General features: G+C 70.9%; 19 protein-coding genes. 3 read left to right on the top strand and 16 right to left on the bottom strand.

Annotated elements, in window-relative coordinates; all coding sequences use genetic code 11:
* The first annotated feature begins 162 nt into the window (after window positions 1-162).
* Entirely contained in the window at window positions 163-909 is a 747-nt protein-coding gene (locus ACZ53N_RS24470) for a DUF2470 domain-containing protein (protein ID WP_469142934.1), read from the top strand.
* Window positions 910-955: 46 nt separating this feature from the next.
* On the opposite strand, the gene ACZ53N_RS24465 is transcribed toward ACZ53N_RS24470, so the two are convergent.
* From ACZ53N_RS24465 to ACZ53N_RS24450, 4 genes are all read right to left on the bottom strand, one after another.
* Complete coding sequence (locus ACZ53N_RS24465; RefSeq protein ID WP_469142933.1) at window positions 956-2,326, bottom strand: replication-associated recombination protein A; 1,371 nt, start codon at window positions 2,324-2,326, stop codon at window positions 956-958.
* 202 nt (window positions 2,327-2,528) lie between these two features.
* Window positions 2,529-3,191: a vitamin K epoxide reductase family protein gene (locus ACZ53N_RS24460; protein WP_356452519.1), complete on the bottom strand. Its 663-nt coding sequence runs from the start codon at window positions 3,189-3,191 to the stop codon at window positions 2,529-2,531.
* Between the two features lie 59 nt (window positions 3,192-3,250).
* A complete protein-coding gene (gene hisS / locus ACZ53N_RS24455; RefSeq protein ID WP_469142932.1) occupies window positions 3,251-4,513 on the bottom strand; it encodes a histidine--tRNA ligase in 1,263 nt (420 codons plus the stop codon).
* Window positions 4,514-4,523: 10 nt separating this feature from the next.
* Window positions 4,524-5,258 carry an MBL fold metallo-hydrolase gene (locus tag ACZ53N_RS24450; protein ID WP_418098569.1) on the bottom strand — a complete coding sequence of 245 codons (735 nt, stop codon included), beginning with the start codon at window positions 5,256-5,258 and terminating at the stop codon, window positions 4,524-4,526.
* Between the two features lie 207 nt (window positions 5,259-5,465).
* On the opposite strand from ACZ53N_RS24450, the gene ACZ53N_RS24445 reads away from it, so the two are divergent.
* Window positions 5,466-6,281, top strand: coding sequence for a peptidylprolyl isomerase (locus ACZ53N_RS24445; protein ID WP_469142931.1), 816 nt, complete (start codon window positions 5,466-5,468; stop codon window positions 6,279-6,281).
* Window positions 6,282-6,509: 228 nt separating this feature from the next.
* On the top strand, window positions 6,510-7,739 hold the full coding sequence (locus tag ACZ53N_RS24440) for a DUF349 domain-containing protein (protein WP_469142930.1): 1,230 nt from the start codon (window positions 6,510-6,512) through the stop codon (window positions 7,737-7,739).
* A gap of 61 nt (window positions 7,740-7,800) precedes the next feature.
* On the opposite strand, the gene ACZ53N_RS24435 is transcribed toward ACZ53N_RS24440, so the two are convergent.
* The 12 genes from ACZ53N_RS24435 to ACZ53N_RS24380 all read right to left on the bottom strand — a co-directional run bounded on the left by ACZ53N_RS24435 (window position 7,801) and on the right by ACZ53N_RS24380 (window position 20,471).
* Entirely contained in the window at window positions 7,801-10,398 is a 2,598-nt protein-coding gene (locus ACZ53N_RS24435; protein ID WP_469142929.1) for a RelA/SpoT family protein, read from the bottom strand.
* Window positions 10,399-10,615: 217 nt separating this feature from the next.
* Complete coding sequence (locus ACZ53N_RS24430; protein ID WP_469142928.1) at window positions 10,616-11,182, bottom strand: adenine phosphoribosyltransferase; 567 nt, start codon at window positions 11,180-11,182, stop codon at window positions 10,616-10,618.
* Window positions 11,179-12,321, bottom strand: coding sequence for a protein translocase subunit SecF (secF, locus tag ACZ53N_RS24425; RefSeq protein WP_469142927.1), 1,143 nt, complete (start codon window positions 12,319-12,321; stop codon window positions 11,179-11,181). The genes ACZ53N_RS24430 and secF overlap by 4 nt, the downstream gene beginning before the upstream one ends.
* Before the next feature lies 1 nt (window position 12,322).
* Window positions 12,323-14,119: a protein translocase subunit SecD gene (secD, locus tag ACZ53N_RS24420; RefSeq protein ID WP_469142926.1), complete on the bottom strand. Its 1,797-nt coding sequence runs from the start codon at window positions 14,117-14,119 to the stop codon at window positions 12,323-12,325.
* A 149-nt stretch (window positions 14,120-14,268) separates the two neighbouring features.
* Entirely contained in the window at window positions 14,269-14,760 is a 492-nt protein-coding gene (gene yajC, locus ACZ53N_RS24415) for a preprotein translocase subunit YajC (protein ID WP_469142925.1), read from the bottom strand.
* Between the two features lie 162 nt (window positions 14,761-14,922).
* The gene (ruvB, locus tag ACZ53N_RS24410) at window positions 14,923-16,011 is read right to left on the bottom strand and encodes a Holliday junction branch migration DNA helicase RuvB (protein ID WP_469142924.1); all 1,089 of its coding nucleotides are present in this window, start codon (window positions 16,009-16,011) and stop codon (window positions 14,923-14,925) included.
* A 96-nt stretch (window positions 16,012-16,107) separates the two neighbouring features.
* Window positions 16,108-16,725, bottom strand: a complete 618-nt coding sequence (ruvA, locus tag ACZ53N_RS24405) for a Holliday junction branch migration protein RuvA (RefSeq protein ID WP_469142923.1) — start codon at window positions 16,723-16,725, stop codon at window positions 16,108-16,110.
* Complete coding sequence (ruvC, locus tag ACZ53N_RS24400; protein ID WP_469142922.1) at window positions 16,722-17,285, bottom strand: crossover junction endodeoxyribonuclease RuvC; 564 nt, start codon at window positions 17,283-17,285, stop codon at window positions 16,722-16,724. The genes ruvA and ruvC overlap by 4 nt, the downstream gene beginning before the upstream one ends.
* Window positions 17,286-17,407: 122 nt before the next feature.
* Window positions 17,408-18,160 (bottom strand): YebC/PmpR family DNA-binding transcriptional regulator, encoded by a 753-nt coding sequence (locus tag ACZ53N_RS24395; protein WP_130876889.1) that lies wholly within the window; start codon window positions 18,158-18,160, stop codon window positions 17,408-17,410.
* Between the two features lie 62 nt (window positions 18,161-18,222).
* Window positions 18,223-18,834 (bottom strand): pyridoxal 5'-phosphate synthase glutaminase subunit PdxT, encoded by a 612-nt coding sequence (pdxT, locus tag ACZ53N_RS24390; RefSeq protein WP_469142921.1) that lies wholly within the window; start codon window positions 18,832-18,834, stop codon window positions 18,223-18,225.
* Between the two features lie 80 nt (window positions 18,835-18,914).
* On the bottom strand, window positions 18,915-19,829 hold the full coding sequence (gene pdxS, locus ACZ53N_RS24385) for a pyridoxal 5'-phosphate synthase lyase subunit PdxS (RefSeq protein ID WP_130876891.1): 915 nt from the start codon (window positions 19,827-19,829) through the stop codon (window positions 18,915-18,917).
* Between the two features lie 99 nt (window positions 19,830-19,928).
* Window positions 19,929-20,471, bottom strand: a complete 543-nt coding sequence (locus ACZ53N_RS24380) for a LemA family protein (RefSeq protein ID WP_469142920.1) — start codon at window positions 20,469-20,471, stop codon at window positions 19,929-19,931.
* Window positions 20,472-20,612 lie beyond the last annotated feature (141 nt).

Raw genomic sequence — 20,612 nt, 5'->3', positions numbered from 1 at the left:
TTAGGTTAGGCTCACCTTACTCAAGGAGATCGCATGTCTCGCCCGGGGAAAACCACGCACACGGACAGCACAGACAGCGTCGACGCCGCGCAGGGCATCGATACGACGGAGGTCCGATCAGATCATGGTCAGCCGCGTCCCAGCGGGCTTGAAATCGCACGGATGCCGTCAGCAGCCGAGCGCACACGAACTCTCGTACAGAGTACATGCTCCGCGGTACTGCTGATTCCCGGCATGGAGGCGGCCCGCGCGGACCAGCTGATGCCCGAGGCGCGCAGCGTCGGCCCGGACGGGGAGCTGTTCCTGGTCTTCCCCGCCGACTCACCGGCCGTACGCGCCGCCACCCACGCGCAGGACGACGAGCTGGCCGCCGTGCTGGAGCTCACCGACGTCGCGCCGGTCTCCGTACCCAACCGTATCCGCGGCCGGGCGTGGATCTCCGGCTGGCTCACGTCCTGCCCCGGAGTGACCGAACCCGGCCGGATGCTGCTGCGGCTGGAGGTCGGCGAGGTGTGCGTCGACGACCTGTGGGGCGCCTCGGGCGTCGAGCCGGAGGACTTCGCCCGCTCCTCCGCCGACCCGCTCGTGGACCACGAGGTGGAACTCCTGCAGCATCTGCACTCCGCCCACGGCGACCAGGTGCGGGGCCTGTGGGGCCTCCTCGGCGAACGCGACGGGTGCGCCGGGGCCGAGGACACCGGCGGCCGTGCCGCGCGGGAGAACGGTGCGGCCGCCGTGCCGGTCGCCCTGGACCGCTTCGGCCTGCGGGTGCGCTTCACCCGGGCGGGGATCGGCGGCAGCCCGGCCGACCGGTCCTTCGACGCCCGCTTCGAATTCCCCGAGCCCGTACGCGACATCACCGAACTGCGCCGGGCGATGCACACCCTCTTCGAGGCCGCGGCGGAGTGACGGCCGGGGACCACCCGGACGGGGGAACCCCGCCCCGGCCGCCCGGCTACTGCTCCGCGGCCGGCGGCTGCTCGCCGCGCAGCCGGGACCGCACCCGCTCCACCACGTCCGCGTAGCGCGCCTCGGCGCCGTAGCGCGTCGGCTCGTAGTACCGCTTGCCGTGGATCGCGTCCGGTGCGTACTGCTGGGCGGCGATACCGCCGGGCAGGTCGTGGGGGTAGAGATAGCCCTGCGCGTGACCGAGCTTCTCGGCGCCCTTGTAGTGCCCGTCCCGCAGATGCGGGGGCACGGGCCCGGCGAGCCCCGCCCGCACATCCGCGAGGGCCGCGTCGATCGCGAGATACGCCGCGTTGGACTTCGGGGCGAGGGCGAGCGCCACGGCCACCTGCCCCAGCACGATCCGCGCCTCGGGGAAGCCGATCAGCGCGACGGCCTGGGCGCCCGCGACCGCCGTCTGCAGGGCCGTGGGGTCCGCCAGGCCGATGTCCTCGCTCGCCGAGATCATCAGCCGCCGGGCGATGAACCTCGGGTCCTCCCCGGCCTCGATCATGCGGGCGAGATAGTGCAGCGTGGCGTCCACGTCCGAGCCGCGGATGGACTTGATGAGCGCGCTGGCCACGTCGTAGTGCTGGTCGCCGGCGCGGTCGTACTTCACCGCCGCCCGGTCGACGGCGTCCTCCAGCGTCTCCAGGGAGATCTCGCTCTCGCCCTTGGCGATGGCCGACCCGGCCCCCGCCTCCAGGGCCGTCAGAGCACGCCGGGCGTCACCTCCGGCGATCCGCAGCAGATGGCCCTCCGCGTCCTCGGACAGGGTCACCGCGCCGCCGAGCCCGCGCTCGTCGGTGAGGGCGCGATGCAGCAGACCCCGCAGGTCGTCGTCGGTGAGCGCCTGGAGCGTCAGCAGCAGGGAGCGCGAGAGCAGCGGGGAGATGATCGAGAAGTAGGGGTTCTCCGTCGTGGCCGCGATGAGGGTGACCCAGCGGTTCTCGACGGCGGGCAGCAGGGAGTCCTGCTGCGCCTTGCTGAAGCGGTGGATCTCGTCGAGGAAGAGGACGGTGTCCTTGCCGTACCCGCCCGAGGCGCGGCGGGCGCCGTCGATGACGGCCCGCACCTCCTTCACCCCGGCGGTGATCGCCGACAGCTCGACGAAGCGCTTGTTGGTCGCCTGGCTGACGACATAGGCCAGCGTCGTCTTGCCGATGCCGGGCGGGCCCCAGAGGATCACCGAGGACGGCCCGGCGGGGCCTCCGCTCCCCTCCCCCACCAGTCGGCGCAGCGGTGAGCCCTGCTTGAGGAGATGGCCCTGGCCGACGACTTCGTCGAGGGTACGGGGGCGCATGCGGACGGCCAGCGGGCTGCTCGCCGGGTCTTTCTCCTGGCGGTCCTCTGCGGCTGCGGTGAACAGGTCGGGTTCCACGCTCGAAACCCTATGGCACAGCACTGACAAAGCCGGGGCCTGTCCGGCGGATCATGTGCGCGGGGGGGCGCCGCAGGCCCCGTGTCGCCCGCACCACCGCTGCGCGGCGGTTTCCTCAAACGCCGGACGGGCTGGTTATGGCTGAGCTCAGCCATAACCAGCCCGTACCCGGGCGCAGGGCGCTCGCGGCGCAGGCGGCCCGCTACGCCGTGCCGCCGGTCCAGAACCACCACCACTTGGTGAGGATCAGCATTCCGATGATCCCGACCCACAGGACGGGCACCACCCAGTGGAACTCCAGCAGCGCGCGCTTGAGCCCCGCCGGGGCCGGGATGAAGCCGTGCCGGAGGTTCTGCACGGTCACATACCAGAACATGACGATGGTCGCGACCCAGGCGAGGCAGCACCACAGGCACAGGGAGCCGATCACGTACAGCGACTGGTACTGCAGCCAGGTGCAGAAGGCGACGCCGAAGAGCGTGCCGGCCTGCATGCCCAGCCAGTACCAGCGGCGGTAGCGGGCGCCGGCGAGGAGGGCCAGCCCGATCGCGATGATCGCGCCGTAGGCGACCAGGCCCAGCATCGGGTTCGGGAACCCGAACACCGAGGCCTGGTCGCTCTCCATGATGTTGCCGCAGGAGACGATGGGGTTGAGGCTGCACCCGGGGGTGAACGTCTTCCCCTCGGCCTTGGCCTCGAGGATCTTGTTCTTGTCGAGCGTGATGACCCAGGCCGCGAGCAGCCCCAGCGCACCGGTGATCACCAGGAGCAGGGCGAAGCCGCGCCCGCCGCCCACCGGGCCCGGGGCGGGGCCGTCCCGCTCGTCGCCGTCGAGGTCGGAGCGGTCAAGAGCCGAAGTGGTCATAGCGCCGTTGGTCCCATCAGTCGGTCGTTGCCGCCCATTCTGCACCAACGCCCTGGTAATCAGCCCTGCGCGGCCCGCAGTTCGGCCACGACGGCGTCGAGTGCGACGGCCTTCTGCTCACCGCTCCCCAGGTCCTTGAGCTGGACCACGCCCTCGGCCAGGTCCCGCTCGCCCGCGACGAGCGCGAAGCGGGCGCCGGAGCGGTTGGCGGACTTCATCGCGTTCTTCAGGCCCTTGCCACCGAAGGCGAAGTCGGTGGCGACGCCCGCCCGGCGCAGCTCGGTCACGAGACCGAACAGCACCCGACGTGCCTCCTCGCCGAGCGGCACGGCGAAGACCTCGGTCGCGGAGGGCAGTTCGAGCTCGATGCCCTCGGCCGCCAGCGCGAGCACCGTACGGTCCACGCCCAGCGCCCAGCCGACGGACGGCAGCGCGGGGCCGCCGATCATCTCGGACAGGCCGTCGTAGCGCCCGCCGCCGCCGACCGCGGACTGCGAGCCGAGCCCGCCGTGGACGAACTCGAAGGTGGTGCGGGTGTAGTAGTCCAGACCGCGCACGAGCTTCTCGTCGTCCTCGAAGGCGACGCCGGCCGCGGTCAGAGCTGCGCGCACCTCCTCGTGGTAGGCCTTGCAGGCCTCGCACAGGTGGTCGCGGAGCATGGGCGCGCCGACCAGCTGCTTCTGGACGGCCTCGCGCTTGTCGTCGAGGACGCGAAGCGGGTTGATCTCGATCCGGCGGCGGGTGTCCTCATCGAGGTCGAGGCCGCGCAGGAACTCCTGGAGGGCCTCGCGGTAGGCGGGGCGGCACTCCTTGTCACCGAGCGAGTTCAGCAGCAGCCGGAAGTTCTTCAGGCCGAGCGACTTGTAGGCGTCGACGGCCAGGATGATCAGCTCGGCGTCCAGCGCCGGGTCCTCCGCACCGATGGCCTCGGCGCCGACCTGCGAGAAGTGGCGGTAGCGGCCGGCCTGCGGGCGCTCGTAGCGGTAGTACGAGCCGGAGTACCAGAGCTTGACGGGCAGGTTGCCGGCCTTGTGCAGATTGGCCTCCAGCGCCGCGCGCAGCACGGAGGCGGTGCCCTCGGGGCGCAGCGCGAGTTCGTCGCCGCCGCGCGTGGTGAGGGTGTACATCTCCTTGGTCACGATGTCGGTGGACTCGCCGACGCCGCGGGAGAACAGCTCGACCTGCTCGAAGCCGGGGGTCTCGATGTAGCCGTACCCCGAGCGCTTGAGCGGCGCGGCGATGGCCTCGCGCACGGCGAGGTAGACCGCGGAGTCCGGCGGGGTCAGATCGTAGGTGCCCTTGGGGGCCTTGAAGGTGCTCACGGAAAAATCGTCACATTCCTCGTCGCGGAGGGGCGGTAGCGCCGCCTCCGAAGCCGCGTCGCGCGTCGCCGGCGGTGGCTTGCAGTTCCCGCAGGTACGGGTTGGTGGCGCGCTCGCGGCCGATGCTGGTCTGGGGGCCGTGGCCGGACAGCACCACGGTCGAGTCGTCCAGGGGCAGGCACACACGGGCCAGCGACTGGAGCATCTCGGTGTGGTCGCCACCGGGCAGGTCGGTGCGTCCGATGGAGCCGGCGAACAACAGGTCGCCCGAGAAGAACACCGAGGGGATCTCGGCGGTCTCGGGCATCCTGAAGGTCACCGACCCCTTGGTATGGCCGGGCGCGTGCGCGACGGTGAACTCCATCCCCGCGAGGTCCAGCCGGGCGCCGTCGGTCAGCTCCTTGACGTCGTCCGGCTCGCCCACGGTGAGCTCGCCCATGAGCTGCTGCCCGAAGGCGCGGCCGAGGGCCTTCTCCGGGTCGCTCATCATGTAGCGGTCGGCGGGGTGGATCCAGGCCGGGACGTCATGGGCGCCGCACACCGGGACGACCGAGGCGACGTGGTCGATATGGCCGTGGGTGAGGACGACGGCGACGGGCTTGAGCCGATGCTTCTTGAGTGCGTCCTCGACGCCCTGGGCCGCCTGGTGGCCCGGGTCGATGATCACGCACTCCTCGCCTGCGGCAGGGGCGACCAGGTAGCAATTGGTCCCCCAGGCCCCGGCGGGGAACCCGGCAATGAGCACATTCGTCCTTAATGATCGACCAGCGGTAGCCGGCAGTGGCGTCGGCGGGAGCCCCCGGGCGGGGGTTCCCGGCTGGTGAAGAGCCTACCGGCGGCACTCCCGCCGGGGCGAACCCGTATACGGTACGGGCACGCGCGCAACACGCGGCTCAGACACAAACAAGACGGCATACAGACGGCACACAGTCGGCACACGAGGAGACGCCCGGTGGTCACGAACGAGCAGCGGCGGCGGCAGCTCGCCCGGGAGAAGTTCGAACGGCAGCAGGAGCGCCGCGAGGCGGCCCGGCGCAAGGTGGTCCGCCGCAACGCGGTGATCGCCGCGGGTCTCGCGGTGGTCCTGGCCGCCGGGGCCACCGCGTTCGCCACGGGCGCGCTCTCCGGCGACGACAAGAAGGACAAGACGGACGCCGCGGCGCCGGACTCGCCGCCGGCGAAGAAGCCGGACCCCTGCGCGAAGGCCGAGCCGGGGGTTCCCGCGACGGCGACGTGGAAGAAGGAGCCGGAGCTGACCGTCGACAAGTCGGCCTCGTACGCGATGGACCTGAAGACGACCTGCGGCACCGTCGACATCAAGCTCGACGCGAAGAACGCCCCGCACACCGTCAACTCCTTCGACTTCCTGGCCGGCAAGGGCTACTTCGACCACACCAAGTGCCACCGGCTCACCACCGGCGGGATCTACGTCCTGCAGTGCGGCGACCCGAAGGGCACCGGCCAGGGCAACCCGGGCTACAACATCCCCGACGAGAATCTGAAGGACCCCAGGCTCAAGGGGAACGTCTATCCGGCGGGCACGGTCGCCATGGCCAACACGGGTCAGCCCGGCAGCGGGGGCAGCCAGTTCTTCCTCGTCTACCAGGACAGCCAGCTGCCGCCGACGTACACGCCCTTCGGCACGATCGGCGCCGACGGCATGAAGGTCCTCAAGAAGATCGCCGCCGCGGGCGAGCAGTCGGGCGCCGGCGACGGTGCCCCGAACGCGACCGTGGTGATCAACAAGGCGGTCGTCAGGAAATCCTGACGACCGGGCGACCGGCGGTGTCCGCGCGGGTGAAATTCCGGTCGCGCGGATACGGACAGCCAGGCCACCGGTCGCCTATGTTTGCGTTGTGTAGGGTGCCTGATCCGACGGCGACCCGCACCCCAATGACAAGCCGTCGGACCGGCCAGGGCGCGGCCCTGCCGGAACAAACTGTGGACGATGCCCGCGGGTCGCACGCCGGCCCCGGCATCATGTGGAGGAGGCGCTGTGAGCAGCGACCCATGGGGCCGCGTCGATGAGACGGGGACTGTGTACGTGCGTACCGCCGACGGCGAGCAGGTCGTCGGTTCGTGGCAGGCGGGGTCTCCCGAGGAGGCCCTCGCCTACTTCGAGCGCAAGTACGAGGGCCTGGTCGTCGAGATCGGCCTCCTCGAGCGCCGGGTCAGGACCACCGACCTGTCCGCCAAGGACGCGATGACCGCGATCGACCACCTGCGGACGCAGGTCGACGAGCACCACGCGGTCGGCGATCTGCAGGCGCTGCGGGAGCGGCTCGACAAGCTCGTCGGCGTCGTCGAGTCCCGCCGCGAGGAGCGCAAGGCGGCGAAGGCGAAGCAGTCCGACGAGGCCCGTACGGCCAAGGAGAAGCTGGTCGCCGAGGCCGAGGAGCTGGCGGCGAGCGAGCAGTGGCGGTCGGCGGGCGAGCGGCTGCGCGCCCTGGTCGACATCTGGAAGGGCCTGCCGCGGCTGGACCGCAAGGCGGACGACGAGCTGTGGCACCGCTTCTCGCACGCCCGCTCGGCGTTCTCCAAGCGGCGCAAGGCGCACTTCGCGTCGCTGGACGCGCAGCGCGAGGAGGCCCGTAAGACCAAGGAGAAGCTGGTCGCCGAGGCCGAGGCACTCTCCGGGTCCACGGACTGGGGCCCGACGGCCGCGCGCTACCGCGAGCTGATGGCGGACTGGAAGGCCGCGGGCCGCGCGCAGCGCGAGTCCGAGGACGACCTGTGGACCCGCTTCCGCGGTGCGCAGGATGTCTTCTTCCAGGCGCGCAGCGGGGTGTTCGCCGAGCGCGACGCCGAGCAGGCGGGCAACCTCACGCGCAAGGAGGAGCTGGTCGCGGAGGCCGAGAAGCTGCTGCCGGTCGCGGACCTGAAGGCGGCGCGGGCCGCCTTCCGCTCGATCAACGAGCGCTGGGAGGCCATCGGTCATGTGCCGCGGGACGCCCGGCCGAAGATCGAGGGCCGGATGCACGCGGTCGAGCGCGCCATCCAGGAGGCCGAGGAGGCCGAGTGGCGGCGGACGAACCCGGAGGCGCGGGCCCGTGCGGCCGGTCTGACGGGTCAGCTCCAGGCCGCGGTCGACAAGCTCCAGGAGCAGGCCGACAAGGCGCGGGCCGCGGGCAATGACGCCAAGGCGGACAAGCTCACCAAGGAGCTCCAGGGCCGCAAGGCGCTGCTGGACCAGGCCCTGAAGGGCCTGGAGGAGTTCGGCGGCTGATCGTTTTCTCGCATGAGTAAGGGGCTCCGGCAATTGCCGGAGCCCCTTACTCATGCCCGTGTCACGGCCTGCGGGCCGAGGTGACGCGGTAGACGTCGTAGACGCCCTCGACGCCGCGCACCGCCTTCAGGACGTGGCCCAGGTGCTTGGGGTCTCCCATCTCGAAGGTGAAGCGCGAGGTGGCGACCCGGTCACGGGAGGTCTGCACGGCGGCGGAGAGGATGTTGACGTGCTGGTCGGACAGCACCCGGGTGACGTCCGACAGCAGCCGGGACCGGTCCAGCGCCTCCACCTGGATGGCGACCAGGAAGACCGAGGACTGGGTGGGCGCCCACTCGACCTCGAGGATCCGCTCGGGCTGCTGCGAGAGCGAGTCGACGTTGACGCAGTCGGCGCGGTGGACCGAGATGCCGTTGCCCCGGGTGACGAAGCCGATGATCGGGTCGCCCGGCACCGGGGTGCAGCAGCGGGCCAGCTTGACCCAGACGTCGTCGACGCCCTTGACGACCACGCCCGGATCGGCGCTGGAGCGGCGCTTGGAGCGGCCGCGGATCGGCGCGGACTCCTCGATGTCCTCGGTCGCCGCGTCCTCGCCGCCGAGGGCCTGGACGAGCTTCTGCACGACGCCCTGCGCCGCGACGTGACCCTCGCCGATGGCCGCGTAGAGCGAGGAGATGTCGGGGTAGCGCATCTCGTGCGCGAGGGTGACGAGCGAGTCGCCGGTCAGGATCCGCTGGATCGGCAGGTTCTGCTTGCGCATGGCCCGCGCGATGGCGTCCTTGCCCTGCTCGATGGCCTCGTCGCGGCGCTCCTTGGAGAACCAGGCGCGGATCTTGTTGCGGGCGCGGGGTGACTTGACGAAGCCGAGCCAGTCGCGCGAGGGCGCGGCGCCCGGTGCCTTGGAGGTGAAGACCTCCACCAGGTCGCCGTTGTCCAGGGTCGATTCGAGCGGCACGAGCCGTCCGTTGACCCGGGCGCCTATCGTGCGGTGGCCGACCTCGGTGTGCACGGCGTAGGCGAAGTCGACCGGTGTGGCGCCGGCCGGGAGCGCTATGACGTCGCCCTTGGGCGTGAAGACGAAGACCTCGTTGCGCGAGAGGTCGAAACGCAGGGACTCCAGGAACTCGCCCGGGTCCTCCGTCTCCTTCTGCCAGTCGAGCAACTGCCGCAGCCAGGCCATGTCGTTGACGGTGTCCTGGTTCTTGCCGGCGTTCTTGGGGACGTCCGTGCGGATCTTGGACGCTCCGGCGACGGCCTCCTGCTTGTACTTCCAGTGCGCGGCGATGCCGTACTCGGCGCGGCGGTGCATGTCGAAGGTGCGGATCTGCAGCTCGACGGGCTTTCCGCTGGGCCCTATGACCGTCGTGTGCAGCGACTGGTACATGTTGAACTTGGGCATCGCGATGTAGTCCTTGAACCGCCCCGGGACCGGGTTCCACCGGGCGTGGACGGTGCCGAGCGCCGCGTAGCAGTCGCGGACGGTGTCGACGAGGACGCGGATGCCCACCAGGTCGTAGATCTCGGCGAAGTCACGGCCTCGCACGATCATCTTCTGGTACACGCTGTAGTAGTGCTTCGGGCGGCCGGTGACGGTGGCCTTGATGCGGGCGGCGCGCAGATCGGCCTGGACCTCGTCGGTGACGACGGCCAGGTATTCGTCGCGCTTGGGGGCCCGCTCGGCGACGAGGCGGACGATCTCGTCGTACATCTTGGGGTAGAGGATCGCGAAGGCGAGGTCCTCCAGCTCCCACTTGATGGTGTTCATGCCCAGCCGGTGTGCCAGCGGGGCGTAGATCTCCAGGGTCTCGCGGGCCTTCTTCTCCTGCTTCTCCCGCTTGAGGTAGCGCATGGTGCGCATGTTGTGCAGACGGTCGGCGAGCTTGATGACCAGGACGCGCGGGTCCTTGGCCATGGCGACGACCATCTTGCGCACGGTCTCGGCCTGCGCGGCCTCACCGAACTGGACCCGGTCGAGCTTGGTGACGCCGTCGACGAGGAGGGCCACCTGGTCGCCGAAGTCGCGGCGCAGATCGTCCAGGCCGTACTCGGTGTCCTCGACGGTGTCGTGCAGCAGCCCCGCCATCAAGGTGGCCGGGTCCATGCCCAGCTCGGCGAGGATCGTGGTGACGGCCAGGGGGTGGGTGATGTACGGGTCGCCGCTCTTGCGCTTCTGGCCGCGGTGCCAGCGCTCGGCGACCTGGTAGGCACGCTCGATCTGGCGCAGGGTGGTGACGTCGGCCTTGGGGTCGTTGCCCCGGACGATGCGCAGCAACGGTTCGAGGACGGGGTTGTACGGGCTGGAGCGCTGGACGCCGAGGCGGGCGAGGCGGGCCCGGACACGGCTGGAGGAGCCGGGGCGGGGCGTGGGGCCCTGCGGGGGCGCGGGCCGGACCGGGCCGGCGCCGGCGACGGTGGCCGGCTTGTCGCCGGAGGCGCGCGGCCGTGCGGCCGGGGTGGGCGCCTCGGGGCGGGAGGCGGCCTCGTGACGCGGTTCGGCCGCCGGGGTGTTCGGCTGGGCCGCGCTCTGTCCAGCGGCCGTGGAGCCGGACTCGGGCGCGCCGCTCTGGGGGCGGCCCTCGGGCGTGCCCTTGGCCGCCGCGGCCTCGGGAGACGACTTGTCCGACTGTGCGGCGGTGAGCGGCTGGGCCTTGTCTGGCAAGAGCACTCCTCATGCGGGGTCCGGCCCCCCGATCAGGTCCGGACTGCCATGGTATCGATCCCGGCCGGATCGCTCCCGTCGGCCGGGCACCCGAAGAGACGCGCGAGGCGGGCACCGGGTTCTCCCCGATGCCCGCCTCGTGGCCTCGCGTGCCCGATTTCCGGGCTCGCACCGCCGCCATGGACCGGTTTGCGCGGATCCATGACGTCGGTACGGATCAGACCGTGATCAGTGCCTCCAGCGGGGCGCCCTCGAGGGCGCCCGCCAGCCGCTGCCGGCCGTCGAGGAACCCGAGCTCCATCAGGACGGCCACACCGGCCACCTCCGCGCCGGCACGGCGGATGAGCCGCAGCGACGCCTCGGCCGTACCGCCGGTGGCCAGCACGTCATCGATGACCAGCACCCGGTCGCCGCTGCTCAGCGCGTCGGCGTGGATCTCGATCTCGGCGGTGCCGTACTCCAGGTCGTAGGCCTGGGACAGCGTCGCGCCGGGCAGCTTGCCCGCCTTGCGGACGGGCACGAAGCCGAGCCCGGCGCGGACGGCGACCGGGGCGGCGAGGATGAAGCCACGGGCCTCCAGGCCCACGACCTTGTCCGCGTCGTACCGCTCGCACAGCTCGACGAGGGCGTCGGTCAGCGCGCCGAACGCCTTGGCGTCGGCGAGCAGCGGGGTGATGTCCTTGAACATCACGCCCGGCTTCGGGTAGTCCGGCACGTCGTGGATCCGGTCGAGGAGCAGCTCACGCAGCTCCGCATCGGCCCCGCCGGTGACCGCCGCGCTCATCGGCGCTTCCCCGACGGACGGCCGCGGCCACCGCGGCCGTCGCGGCCGCCCCGGCCCGCCGACTGGCGGCGCGGGCCGACGACACCGGCCGCGGCCGTGTCGTCGTCGGCCTCGCCATCCTGCTCGTCCACCGCGTCCTGCGGCTGCTCCGTGCCCGACTCGCCCTTGGCGGCCGCGGCGGCGCGCTTCGCGCGTACCCGCTTGGCCAGGGCCTTCATCTGCGGTTCGCGCTCCTTGAGGTCGGCGACCAGCGGGGTGGCGATGAAGATCGAGGAGTACGCGCCGGCCGCGAGGCCGACGAACAGGGCGAGCGAGATGTCGTTGAGCATGCCGGCGCCGAGGAAGCCGCCGCCGATGAAGAGCAGACCGGCGACCGGCAGCAGCGCCACGACCGTGGTGTTGATCGAGCGCACCAGGGTCGAGTTGAGGCTGCGGTTGGCGATCTCGCTGTACGTCCAGCGGGTCTGCTTGGTGATGTCCTTCGCGCCCTCCTTGAGACCGTCGAAGACGACGACGGTGTCGTAGAGGGAGTAACCGAGGATGGTCAGCAGACCGATCACGGTGCCCGGGGTGACCTCGAAGCCGACCAGTGCGTACACACCGACGGTGATGGTGAGGTCGTGGATCAGGGCGACCAGGGCGGCGAGCGCCATGCGCCACTCGAAGGCGATCGCGAGGTAGATCACCACCAGGATCATGAAGATCGCGAGACCCTGCCAGGCCTTGTTGGCGATCTGCTCACCCCAGCTGGGGCCGACGATATCGGTGTTGATCTTGTCGAGCGGGACGTCGAGCTTCTTGGACAGCGCCTCCTGCGCCGTCCGCGACTGCTCGGGCGTCAGCTCGCTGACCTGGATGCGCAGCGTGCTGTCACCGAGCTTCTGCACGATCGCGGTGTGACCGGAGGTCTCCTCCACGGCGTGCTGGGCCTCGGTGGCCGAGACGGAGGTCTTCGGGGTGTTGAAGACCGCGCCGCCGGAGAACTCGATGCCCATGTTCAGGCCGCGCACCGACAGACCGACGATGGCCGTGATGGTGATGAGGATCGAGATGCCGTACCAGATCATCCGCTTGCCGACGAAGTCGTAGCCGACCTCGCCGCGGTAGAGCCGGGCGCCCAGGTTTCCGAGTTTCGACATCTCACGCCTCCTTGGGGTCGACGGGGGCGGCGGGGCGGCGGGAGGCCCGCAGCGGCGGCTTGACGCCGAGACGCTTGGGGTCCAGGCCGGACCACGGGTGGCCGCTGGCGAAGAACTTGCGGCGCGCGAGGATCGTCATGAGCGGCTTGGTGAAGAAGAAGACCACCACGACGTCGAGGAGCGTGGTCAGACCGAGCGTGAACGCGAAGCCCTGCACCTTGCCGACGGTGACGATGAAGAGCACCGCGGCGGCGAGGAAGGACACGAAGTCCGAGACCAGGATGGTGCGACGGGCACGCGGCCAGCCACGCTCGACGGCCGGGCGCAGGGACCGGCCCTCCCGGATCTCGTCCCGGATCCGCTCGAAGTAGACGATGAAGGAGTCGGCGGTGATGCCGATCGCCACGATGGCACCGCAGACGGCCGGCAGGTTCAGCGCGAAGCCGAGGGCCATACCGAGCAGCACCATGATCGTGTAGGTGAGGATCGCGGAGACCAGGAGGCTGGCCAGGGCGACGAGCGCCAGTCCGCGGTAGTACGCCACCAGGTAGATGATCACGAGGAGGAGGCCGATGGCACCGGCGATCAGACCGGCGCGCAGCTGCTCACCACCGAGCGCGGGGCTGACCGTGGTCTCGTTGACGACGTCGAAGGACAGCGGCAGCGCGCCGTAGGACAGCACGTTGGCGAGGTCCCGGGAGCTCGCCTGGGTGAAGCCGCCGGAGATCTCCGCCTGGCCGCCCGCGATGGAGCTGGTCACCGAGGGGTCGGAGACGACCTCGCCGTCCAGGACGATCGCGAACTGGTTCTGCGGGGGCTGCTGGGTCGCCAGCTTGCCCGTGACGTCGGCGAACTTCTTGGCGCCGTCCTTGGTGAACTTGAGCTGGACGATCCAGCCCTTGCCCTGCTGGGTGTCGATGACGGCAGACGCCTTGTCGACGCCGGTGCCCTCGACGGCCACCGGACCGAGGATCTCCTTGGCGGAGCCGTCGGTCTTGCAGGCGACGATGGGGTCACTGGACTTGGCCGCGGACGCCGCCTTGCTCGCCTTGGCGCGCGAGGCCGGGGTGGAGCAGTCGAGCGCCGCGAGCTGCTTCTGCAGCGCGGCGACGTCACCCGGGACCGGCGTGGGCGTGGGCGCCTTCGGGTCCTTCTTCTTGTCGGACCCGGTCTTGTCGTCCTTGGCCTTGTCGTCCTTGGCCGAGGCGGACGCGCTCGGGTCCACCGCCGGGTTGGCCTTGAGGGCGTCGGTGACGGCGCGGCCCTGGGGGCTCGCGGACGCGGCGGGCGAGCCGGACGGCTTGGTCTTGTCGTCCTTGCTCTTGTCGCCCTTGGCCTTGTCCTTGTCGCCGACCGAGGCACTCGGCTTGGGCTCGGGGGACTTGACCCCGGGCGCCGAGGTCAGGACGGGGCGGAAGCCCAGCTTGGCGGTGGTACCGACCTGCTGACGGGCCTGCTTCGCGTTCGTCCCCTTGGGGATGTTCACGATGATGTGCTTCGCGCCCTGCGTCTGCACCTCGGATTCCGAGACGCCCAGACCGTTGACACGCCGGTCCATGATGCCGACCGCGGTGTCCATGTTGGTCTTGTTGATCGCGTTGGGCTTGCCGGGCTCGTTCTTGGCCTCCAGCGTGAAGCTGGTGCCGCCCGCGAGGTCGATGCCCAACCGTGGCGTGGTGTCGCCGGAGGCGAACATGCCCCCGATGAGCGCCACCATGGCGATCAGGATCAGGGCCAGGACGCGGCCCGGCCTGCCCTGGCCGCCCGGGGACCTGCGGCCCTTCTTCGGTGCTGCCACCTTGTCGTTTCTCCCTGTCCAACCGCCGGGCGTCGGGTGTTCGCCGGACGGCCACGATGTGTTGTGGGGACTTGCCCCCCGCCGGAGCCTAGACCGTAAGAGAACCGCGGCACACCGCTCGGTGGGTGTTCCGCGGTTCTTTGAAGGGGTTACTTGGCGTCGGCGTCGCCGTCCCGCTTGATGTCCTGCTTGGCGTCCTTCGCCGAGGCCTCGCCCGATTCGTCGGCCTTGTCGGCCTTATCGGCCACAGCCGGGGCCTCGGGGGCCTCCTTGCCGAGGTCGATCTTCTTCTCGTCGGCCGGGGCGTCGCCCTCGGTCAGCGAGGAGGCGTCGTCGGGGACCTCGGTCTCGTCGGGCTCGATGCCGTGGACGATGCGGTTGTACTCCGCGTCCTCCAGGACGGCGCCGATGGAGTTCTTCGCGTAGATCGCGTGGACGCCCGGGGCGACCTCGAGGAGCACGGAGTCCTCGCTGATCTCCTTGACGGTCGCGTACATGCCGCCGATCGTCCGCACACCGGTGCCCGGCTGCATCTGGTCGCGCATCTGCGCGGCCTGGCGCTGCTTGTTCTTGGCCGATCGCGTCATCAGGAACATGGCCCCGATGAGCACGATGAACGGCAGGAGAGTCACGATATTCACGGGGCGGGGTTTCCTTCACACGACCGCGGGGGGCGGCCTGGTCTTCGGGGGTGGTATGCCGTACCGATACGGACGGCATCGGCGGAGTCTAAGCGAGTCCGCGCCTAAGGAACAACGCTCAGCATGGCACCGGGGTTCCTGGGGCGAGAAGTCCCCGCGCCGTCACCCGCCGAAGAGTCCCTGCTGGCCGGGGCCGCCCGCGGACTGCTGGGGCGGCACCATGCCGAGGTGTGCCCAGGCCGCCGGGGTCGCGACCCGGCCCCTGGGGGTACGGGCCAGCAGGCCCTCCCGGACGAGGAAGGGCTCGGCGACCTCCTCGACCGTCTCGCGCTCCTCGCCGACGGCGACGGCGAGGGTGGACAGGCCGACGGGTCCGCCGCCGAAGAGCTTCAGGAGGGCGGTCAGCACGGCGCGGTCCAGCCGGTCCAGCCCCCGGGCGTCGACCTCGTAGACGCTCAGTGCCTGGGCTGCGATCTCGCGTGTGACGACGCCGTCGGCCTTGACCTGGGCGTAGTCGCGCACGCGGCGCAGCAGCCGGTTGGCGATGCGCGGGGTGCCGCGGGAGCGGCCGGCGATCTCGGCGGCCCCGTCGCTCTCTATCTCCACGTCCAGGAGACGGGCCGAGCGGTGGATGACGCGCTGGAGCTCGGCCGGGGCGTAGAACTCCATGTGCCCGGTGAAGCCGAAGCGGTCCCGCAGCGGGGGCGGCAGCAGTCCGGCCCGGGTGGTGGCGCCGACAAGGGTGAAGGGCGGCAGCTCCAGCGGGATGGCGGTGGCACCGGGGCCCTTGCCGACGATGACGTCGACGCGGAAGTCCTCCATCGCCATGTACAGCATCTCCTCGGCGGGCCGGGACATGCGGTGGATCTCGTCGAGGAAGAGGACCTCGCCCTCGGTGAGGGAGGACAGGATCGCGGCCAGGTCGCCGGCGTGCTGGATGGCGGGGCCGGAGGTGATGCGGATGGGGGCACCCATCTCGGCGGCGATGATCATCGAGAGGGTGGTCTTGCCGAGGCCGGGCGCGCCGGAGAGCAGTACGTGGTCGGCCGTGGCGCTGCGCTGGCGGGCGGCGCGGAGCACGAGGTCGAGCTGCTCGCGGACCCGCTCCTGCCCGACGAATTCGTCGAGATCCTTGGGGCGCAGGGCCGCCTCGACGGCCTGCTCCTCACCGTCGGCGAGGGACCCGACCAGCCGGTCACCCGCGGTGTACGGGCCGTCTGTCTCGGGGGCGGACTCGTCGTCCCAGTTCACGGATTGAACCTCACGGTCGGTAATGGTGCGGGGCGGCACGGTCGGGCCGCCGGTTGCTGAGGGGGGCTACACCCCGCGAGGGGTGAACCCCGTCCGTCAGCGGGCCCGGTTCAGGCTTTGGAGCGCCGCCCGCAGCAGCTGGCCCACCTGGGGCTGGGCCCCTTCGGCGAGGACGGCCTCGGCCTGGGGGGCGACGGCCGTCACCGCTTCGTCCGCCTCTCGCGTGGCGTAGCCGAGGCCGATCAGGGCGGCGTGCAGCTGGTCGCGCCAGCCGGAGGTGACGGGCGCGCCGACACCCTGGCCGGGGCCGACGGGGTCGCCGAGGCGGTCCTTGAGTTCGAGCAGCAGGCGCTGGGCACCCTTCTTGCCGATGCCGGGGACGGCGGTGAGCGCCTTCTCGTCACCGGAGGCGACGGCGCGCCGCAGGGCGTCCGGGCGGTGCACGGCGAGCATGGCCTGGGCGAGGCGCGGTCCGACGCCGCTGGCCGTCTGCAGCAGCTCGAACACCTGGCGCTCGTCGTCGTCGGCGAAGCCGTAGAGGGTCAGCGACTCCTCACGGACGACCAGGGTGGTGGCGAGCTTGGCGTGCTGGCCGACGCGCAGCGTGGCGAGGGTGCTCGGGGTGCACTGGACGGCCATGCCGATGCCGCCGACCTCGACGACGGCGGTGTCCGGGGCGAGGGCCGCGACGGGGCCGGAGACGAAGGCGATCATGCGCTGCCCTTCAGGGCTCGTACGGAGGCGTCCTGAAGACGCGTGGTGCGGCGGTGGGCGGCCACCGCCTCCTGGAGGCGGTTGGTGGCCGGGGCCCGCCAGATGTGACAGATGGCCAGGGCCAGGGCGTCGGCGGCGTCGGCCGGCTTGGGTGGCGCGTCGAGCCGCAGCAGCCGGGTGACCATGGCGCCGACCTGTGCCTTGTCGGCCCGGCCGGAGCCGGTGACGGCCGCCTTGACCTCGCTGGGGGTGTGCAGGGCGACGGGCAGTCCGCGCCGGGCGGCACAGAGCATGGCGACGGCGCTGGCCTGGGCGGTGCCCATGACCGTGCGGACGTTGTGCTGGCTGAACACGCGCTCCACGGCGACGAATTCGGGCCGGAACTCGTCCAGCCACTGCTCGATGCCCTGCTCGACGAGGACGAGCCGCTCGGCGATGTCGGTGTCCGCCGGGGTCCGCACGACACCGACGCCGATCATGCTCAGCGGTCGGCCGGCGACGCCGTCCACCACGCCGACGCCACAGCGCGTCAGCCCCGGGTCCACGCCCAATACCCGCATCGTGCCCCTCCCTTCGGTCACCTGTTTGTGCAGGCTATCGGCTGCCACTGACAAAGCGACGGGCCGACGGAGTGTGTCCGTCGGCCCGTTGTGCTCTGTTCGCGGAAATCAGGTGCCGGCGATCAGGCGTCGACCTTGGCCATGACCTCGTCGGAGACGTCGAAGTTGGCGAAGACGTTCTGCACGTCGTCGCTGTCCTCCAGCGCGTCGATGAGCTTGAAGATCTTGCGCGCGCCGTCCTCGTCCAGCTCGACCTGCATGGTCGGCAGGAAGTTGGCGTCGGCCGAGTCGTAGTCGATGCCGGCGTCGACGAGGGCGGTGCGGACCGCGACCATGTCGGTGGCCTCGCTGACGACCTCGAAGGTCTCGCCGAGGTCGTTGACCTCTTCGGCGCCCGCGTCGAGGACCGCGCCCAGGACGTCGTCCTCGCTCAGCTCGCCCTTGGGGACGATGATGACGCCCTTGCGGTTGAAGAGGTACGACACCGAGCCGGGGTCGGCCATCGAACCGCCGTTGCGGGTCATGGCGACGCGCACGTCGGAGGCGGCGCGGTTGCGGTTGTCGGTGAGGCACTCGATGAGCACCGCGACGCCGTTCGGCCCGTAGCCCTCGTACATGATGGTCTGGTAGTCGGCGCCGCCGGCTTCGAGACCCGCGCCGCGCTTGACGGCACTGTCGATGTTCTTGTTGGGGACCGAGCTCTTCTTGGCCTTCTGGATGGCGTCGAAGAGCGTCGGGTTACCGGCCGGGTCGGCGCCGCCCGTACGGGCCGCCACCTCGATGTTCTTGATCATCTTCGCGAAGAGCTTGCCGCGCTTGGCGTCGATCACGGCCTTCTTGTGCTTCGTCGTAGCCCATTTAGAGTGGCCGGACATCCGCCTGTCTCCTTCGCGTAACCAATTTCTTAACGAACGACTGAGATCCTACCGGGATCGGTTCAGGTCGTGGCGCCCACCGTACCCACGCATCGACGGGCCATCTCGACGAACAGCGCGTGCACCCGGTGGTCGCCGGTCAGCTCGGGGTGGAACGACGTGGCCAGGACGTTGCCCTGCCGCACGGCGACGGTGTGCCCGTCGTACCGGGCGAGCACCTCGACCTGGGCGCCTACCGACTCCACCCACGGGGCGCGGATGAAGACGCCCTCGACCGGTCCGCCCTCGATGCCGGCCACCTCGACGGCCGCCTCGAAGGACTCGTTCTGCCGCCCGAACGCGTTACGGCGCACGATCATCTCGATGCCGCCGAGGGTCTCCTGGTCCTCCCGTCCGTCCAGCAGCTTGTCGGCGACCATGATCATGCCGGCGCAGGTGCCGTAGACCGGCAGCCCGGCCTTCACCCGCTCGCGCAGCGGCTCCAGCATGCCGAAGGCGACCGCGAGCTTGGACATGGTGGTGGACTCGCCGCCGGGTATGACCAGGCCGTCGAGGTCGTCGAGCTCCTCGGGACGGCGGACCGGGCGGGCGACGGCGTCCGCCGCGGCGAGGGCGATGAGGTGTTCGCGGACATCGCCCTGCAGAGCGAGTACGCCGATGACGGGAGTGGACACGGTGGTACCTCTCAAACACTTTCTACGGCCGGTGGGCGGCCCCGCGGAAGGGGACCGCCCACACGGGGAAGACGACGGGACTACCAGCCGCGGTTGGCGTAGCGCTCCGACTCGGGGAGGGTGTCGCAGTTGATGCCGACCATGGCCTCGCCCAGGTTGCGGGAGGCGTCCGCGATGACCTTCGGGTCGTCGAAGAAGGTGGTGGCCTTCACGATGGCGGCGGCGCGCTTGGCCGGGTCGCCGGACTTGAAGATGCCCGAGCCGACGAAGACGCCCTCGGCACCGAGCTGGCGCATCAGCGCGGCGTCGGCGGGGGTGGCGACGCCACCGGCGGAGAACAGGACCACGGGGAGCTTGCCGAGCTCGGCGACCTCCTTGACCAGCTCGTACGGGGCGCGCAGCTCCTTGGCGGCGGCGAACAGCTCGTTGTTGTCGTAGCCGCGCAGCCGGGCGATCTCGTTCTTGATCTGGCGCAGGTGGCGGACGGCCTCAACGACGTTGCCGGTGCCGGCCTCGCCCTTGGAGCGGATCATGGCCGCGCCCTCGGCGATGCGGCGCAGGGCCTCGCCCAGGTTGGTGGCACCGCAGACGAAGGGGGTGGTGAAGGCCCACTTGTCGCTGTGGTTGATCTCGTCGGCCGGGGTGAGGACCTCGGACTCGTCGATGTAGTCGACGCCGAGGGACTGCAGCACCTGGGCCTCGACGAAGTGGCCGATGCGGGACTTGGCCATGACCGGGATGGAGACGGCGCCGATGATCTCCTCGATCATGTTCGGGTCCGACATCCGGGCCACGCCGCCGTCCTTGCGGATGTCGGCCGGAACCCGCTCCAGCGCCATGACCGCGACGGCGCCCGCGTCCTCGGCGATCTTCGCCTGCTCGGCGTTGACGACGTCCATGATCACGCCGCCCTTGAGCTGCTCGGCCATGCCGCGCTTGACGCGCGCGGTGCCGGTCTCGGGGTTGGCGGACGTGCTGGTGGTCGTGCTGGACACGATGGTGACCTCACTATCAAGGGCGGCGGCAATACTGCACCCTCATACAACCCAGCGCCGCGCCCGCGGAAAAAGGGCCAATCCGAGGCCGGTGGCTTCTTAGTGGCCCGCCCGGTCCCCCAGTGCCACCGGAGGCTCGTCGTCCATCTCGAAGGCGAGCGGGAACGGCGCGTGCCCGGCGAGCCGGAACCAGCGCACCACCCGGTGCCTGCGCACCGCCCGCGCGGCGCGCACCGCGTCGTTGTGGAACCGCCGGGCCATCGGCACCCGGCGTACGGCCTCCGTCAGCTCCCGCAGTGACTCCTCACCGCCCGGCGCCTGCCGTACGGCCTCGACCTGCGGTGCCTCGGCGAAGACGGCGCGCAGCGCCTGGCTCAGCTCGCTCTCGGCGACCTCGCGGTGCTCCTCCTCGGCCTGCCGGGCGGCGTGCGCGGCCTGGTAGAGAACGATGGAGGAGGCGGGGTCGAGGACGGAGGCGGTACCGAGCTCCTGGGCGACCGAGGCCCGCCGCAGCAGTTGGGCGTCCAGCGCGGCCCGCGCGGCGTCGATACGGCTGTGGAGCCGGTCCAGCCGGCCGGCTGTCCAGCTCAGATAGATGCCGATGACGACCAGAGCGGCCGCGATCCAGATCAGTGTGGTCACGCGGCCTCACGTTACCGCTCGCCGCGGGTCGCTCCGCGGGCTGTGTGTGCCGCCTGCGGCGGCGGGGCGCCCTGCGGGCGCGTCCTCAAGCGCCGGAAGGGGTTGGGTTGGGGGGGGCTCCGACACCACCACAGACAAGCG

The sequence above is a fragment of the Streptomyces sp. NPDC033229 genome (assembly GCF_055576875.1).
This window is presented reverse-complemented; position numbering and strand designations above follow the sequence as displayed.